Annotated in this window: 7 protein-coding genes; 2 read left to right on the top strand and 5 right to left on the bottom strand. The window is 38.2% G+C overall.

Features of this window, described 5'->3' with window-relative positions; translation table 11 throughout:
- From Q0338_RS08150 to Q0338_RS08140, 3 genes are all read right to left on the bottom strand, one after another.
- On the bottom strand, positions 1-267 hold a 267-nt coding region (locus Q0338_RS08150), incomplete at its 3' end, for a PAS domain-containing protein (protein WP_298086320.1).
- On the bottom strand, positions 242-1,252 hold the full coding sequence (locus tag Q0338_RS08145; protein WP_298086319.1) for a bifunctional 3,4-dihydroxy-2-butanone 4-phosphate synthase/GTP cyclohydrolase II: 1,011 nt from the start codon (positions 1,250-1,252) through the stop codon (positions 242-244). The genes Q0338_RS08150 and Q0338_RS08145, both read right to left, overlap by 26 nt.
- A gap of 684 nt (positions 1,253-1,936) precedes the next feature.
- Positions 1,937-2,380, bottom strand: a complete 444-nt coding sequence (locus Q0338_RS08140) for a helicase IV (RefSeq protein ID WP_298086318.1) — start codon at positions 2,378-2,380, stop codon at positions 1,937-1,939.
- Positions 2,381-2,576: 196 nt separating this feature from the next.
- On the opposite strand from Q0338_RS08140, the gene Q0338_RS08135 reads away from it, so the two are divergent.
- Positions 2,577-3,131: a type II toxin-antitoxin system RelE/ParE family toxin gene (locus tag Q0338_RS08135; RefSeq protein ID WP_298086317.1), complete on the top strand. Its 555-nt coding sequence runs from the start codon at positions 2,577-2,579 to the stop codon at positions 3,129-3,131.
- 2 nt (positions 3,132-3,133) lie between these two features.
- The gene (locus Q0338_RS08130; RefSeq protein ID WP_298086316.1) at positions 3,134-3,610 is read left to right on the top strand and encodes a hypothetical protein; all 477 of its coding nucleotides are present in this window, start codon (positions 3,134-3,136) and stop codon (positions 3,608-3,610) included.
- A 10-nt stretch (positions 3,611-3,620) separates the two neighbouring features.
- Here the strand turns inward: Q0338_RS08130 and Q0338_RS08125 are convergent, their stop codons facing one another.
- Positions 3,621-3,917: a hypothetical protein gene (locus Q0338_RS08125; RefSeq protein WP_298086315.1), complete on the bottom strand. Its 297-nt coding sequence runs from the start codon at positions 3,915-3,917 to the stop codon at positions 3,621-3,623.
- Positions 3,918-3,928: 11 nt separating this feature from the next.
- On the bottom strand, positions 3,929-4,191 hold a 263-nt coding region (locus Q0338_RS08120), incomplete at its 5' end, for a hypothetical protein (RefSeq protein ID WP_298086314.1).

Genomic DNA, 4,191 nt, shown 5'->3' with positions numbered 1-4,191 from the left:
AAAATCGCTCGAGTTTAGCGAGCTATTTTTGAGATTTTCAAAGCTTTTTAGCTCGCCAAGTCCCTGCGCTGCGGCGATCAGCTCGTCAAATTTCGCTCCGTAAAAAATTTTTGGCGCCAGAGCGAAAATCCGTTCAAATTTTTTATTTATAAATTTTATGACGCCCTTTTTGTCCGCGTACAAAAGCCCCAAATTTAGCGTCTTGGCAAAGGCCCGCGCAACCTCGCTAGGCCCGCTTGCGTTACTCTTTGTAGCCCGTGATGTCAAGCCCAAAGCCCTTTAACGCGACGAAATCTTTGTTTTTATTCGCGCTTAAAAGCTCGATACGGCTGACGCCTAGCTTGTGTAAAATTTGCGCGCCGATGCCGTAGTCCTTGACCTGTCCGCCGCACTTCTCCTCGCCTTGTAAAAACACCGCGACGCCGCCGTTTTTGGATAGATACTCGAGCGAATCTCGAAAATCGTCAAATTTATCCGAGCATAGCAGCTCCACGTCGCTTGAAATTTGATGAAATTTGACCGCGGTTTTGTCCTTTATCTCGCCAAAAACAAAGGCATAGTGGCGCTCGCCTTTGTGATCTAGGATCTCGCATTTTAGGGCGTCAAAGCCCGCTATCTTAGCCGCGCTTTTTTCTTTTATCTCGATTAGGCTTTCGTGTTTTAGGCGGTACTGCACGAGCTCGGAGACCGAGACCATATTTAGTCCAAATTTCTCGCAAAATGCCTCTAGATCTGGCCTGCGAGCCATATTTCCGTCCTCTTTTACGATCTCGCAGATGACGGCTGCTTGCGTTAGGCCTGCGTATTTGCATAGATCGACCGAGCCTTCGGTGTGTCCGGTGCGGCTTAGCACGCCGCCTTTTTTAGCGATGAGCGGGAAAATATGCCCCGGGCGCACGAAGTCCTCGGGCTTTGACATCGGATCGGCGGCCAGGCGGATCGTGACGTCGCGCTCGTAGGCGCTCACGCCCGTGGTCGTGTTTTTGGCGTCTATGGTGACGGTAAACGCCGTCTCGTGGCAGGACGTGTTTTTATCCACCATCAAATTTAGATCGAGGCGACGCGCGATCTCCTCGTTTAGCGCGAGGCACAGCACGCCTTTTGCGTGAGTGATGGCGAAATTTACCTTTTGCGTGTCGCTAAAGGTCGCCGCAAATACCAGATCGCCCTCGTTTTCGCGGTCTTCATCATCGACCATGACGACCATTTTGCCGTTTTTGATGTCGTTTATGGCCTGCTCTACTCTATCCATTGTTATTCCTTGTTTAAAAATTTGGGATAATTATACATTTTTAGCTTTAAATTTAGGCTTTTGCGCGGGCCTTGCTTGATACTTTGCGGACTTTTTGGTTCGCTTAGATACGGCACAAACAGACTTTGGTTAAATTTAAACGAAGCGACCAGGCTTGTAAGTTTTTGTTTAATTTTTACGGATTTGTCAAATTTGACTGATTTTGGGCATAACCCGCACCTTGAAAATGTTAAGGTTAGATTTAGCGATGTAGTAATATGAGCGAGGCAAATTTACAAGAATCGTTATTTTGGTTAAATTTGCCAAACCTTAAAATGGTGCGCGATACGATTTGGGTAGCTTTTCATCGCGGCAACCAAATTTGATCAAATTCGCCACTGACTGGAACTGTTTTGGAGCAAATTTGCCGACCTTAAAAACATAAACACTCGCTTGACGTACGCGAGCAGTAAATCTTTTTAACGACCACATCCGCACTCTTGCTCAAACGGTTTTATCGCTCGCGCACTACGATCGGCAACTTTAGCTCTTACACCTTACTAATATCTATTTTTCAAACGACTGCAAATGCTTTTAAATAGTTGGTTTTTTCTGATTTAATAAATTTTGTATCGGCCAAATTTAACAGCCGTATCTGCATGCAAATTTATGACAAAAAGATAGCGTTTATAAAATTTGAAGATTTTACGGCTTTGGCTTGATTTGATATTTTGCACCGTACCTTGCAAATTCTTTGGCGAAAAAAGTGTTTAGATCGCGCAGGCTATCGTCGTTCATTTGGATGAGTTTTAGGCGGTTTTTCTTGTAAATTTTGATTTTTTTACTTTTTCTTTTTAGATATTGCGGCGTCTCAAGTCCCCAAAATTCGATATAAATTTCGCTTTGCGTCAGATAAAAATCGCTAATAACGCGCTCTTTGGTCGGCACCTTTTTCTCGTAAATAAAATCTATACCGCGGTAAAATAGCCAATTTGCCACGATGAGCTCGGCACGGCTTTTTACCGTATCGCCGCTATCGCTTTTGTATCTAGTTTGCTTGATTTTTTGCTTTTTAAATAGTTTTAAAGCCAGCAAAACTATTACGATCAACAGCAAAACGATTAAAATTTGAGATACGTCAAAGTTCATAAATAATTTTCTTTAATTCAAAATTTGATTTTTTGGAGTAAGTGAAGGATAAATTTTAGATTTGGTTGCGGAGGACGGACTTGAACCGCCGACCTTCGGGTTATGAGGATTATGCGCTGCAAATTTACCTTTCAAATGCCCTATTTAAGCATATTTGTAAGCATTTCTTAATCAAAATCTTGTATAATGCTTTTCCATGAAGGTATTATATACTGATTTTTATCAAAAATGGTTCAAGTCCTTAAAAGACCCTATCGCTAAGGCTTCTATCGCAAAGCGACTAAATAGAATAACCGTTGATGATCATCTCGGAGATTATAAGAGTGTAGGCGATGAAGTCTACGAGATGAGGATTTTTATAAAAAGTGGCATTAGGCTTTATTTTATATTTGATGGAGATAAAATAATTATTTTGCTCTGCGGCGGAGATAAAGACAACAAAGGATATAGCCAAAGCCAAAGAAATTTTAAAGGAGTTAAAATGACAAAGCTTAAAGAATTTGACGTTGCTGACTTCCTTGACGATGACGCAACTAGACAAGAATATTTAAAACAGATTTTAGAGGATGGCAATCCTGACGAGATCGCTCAAGCTTTTTTAGACGTTGCCAGATCTTATGGCTTTGAAAACATATCTAAAAAGACAAATTTGGATCCTGATAAATTTTATGATCTGTTTAAGCCTAAATCTCATTTTGATGATTTGCTTAAAGTCATAAAAGCTTTTAATCTAAAAATAGCTTGCGCTTAATCATGGTTGCACGCAGGATTTTAATATTTTTATTATTGCTTGTTTCTGTCTCTTTTTCGTCTGATTTTGACAAGCAATTTAGTTATTTAAAGAGTAGATTTTTTAAATTAACTCCTAGCGAAATCGCTAAATTTGTATGTATGCATACAAAAGATGCCGATCCATATGGTGATCATTTTGGCTATACTACTTATGGCTATCAATACTCTTATTATTGTAAGAATGAAAAATATATTATAGATTTTAGACCGCATTATAATTCAAGTAAGGTTAATATTTTGAATTATAAGGCATTGACAAAATTTCTAAATGAAACTACTTACGGCATAAAAAGAACTATTTGTAAAGATCCGGTTTTCAAAGCAGCATTAAATTTTAATATCAGGCTTGAGTTTAAAATTTATGATAGCAGAGATAGCCTTCAGGAAACTTTGACTTTCAATAGAAATGTTACCCCTGCTTGTGGTTTGATTAGATGATTTTTAAAAATTAATCAAAAAAAGCCCTATGCCTTATTTTTTCTCCTGTTGTTTTTTCAATGTGTTCCTCTAGTTCATAAAATCTTAGTTCTAAATTTTTTATTTTTCTTTCTGCTTCTTTTGCTGAATCGTAACTTTTAAAGATATAATAAATCATTGCTATTGTTATTATTATACTTATTACCGCCTCTGCTGTTCCCATGTAGTACATTGATGTTACTCCTTTTGCAATTGCTTGATTAAGTTCCTGCATACCTTTTGCAGATTCTTCTAGTATTTTTCCCATACTTTTAAAATGTTCGTCCATATCTTTCCTTTTTATTGTTTATCGTTAAAAAATTTTTTAGCTTCATTCTTTTTTTCTTTAGTTTTTTCTTCTATTTCATTATTACCGCTATCATTTTGAGCCTCATCATCAGTTTTTTCATCTGATTTTATCTCTATTTCTGGATTTTCCTGAACAAATTCCTTAGAAATACCACTGAAATTATCTGTATCTACTTTCAATTCTTCTGTTCCATTGTCTGAACTTTCACATTTATGACTTTCTTCTTCATTCTTTTCAAAAACATCTGATACTA

The organism is uncultured Campylobacter sp. (genome assembly GCF_938018145.1).
In the GTDB taxonomy this organism is placed as follows: Bacteria; Campylobacterota; Campylobacteria; order Campylobacterales; family Campylobacteraceae; genus Campylobacter_A.
This window is presented reverse-complemented; position numbering and strand designations above follow the sequence as displayed.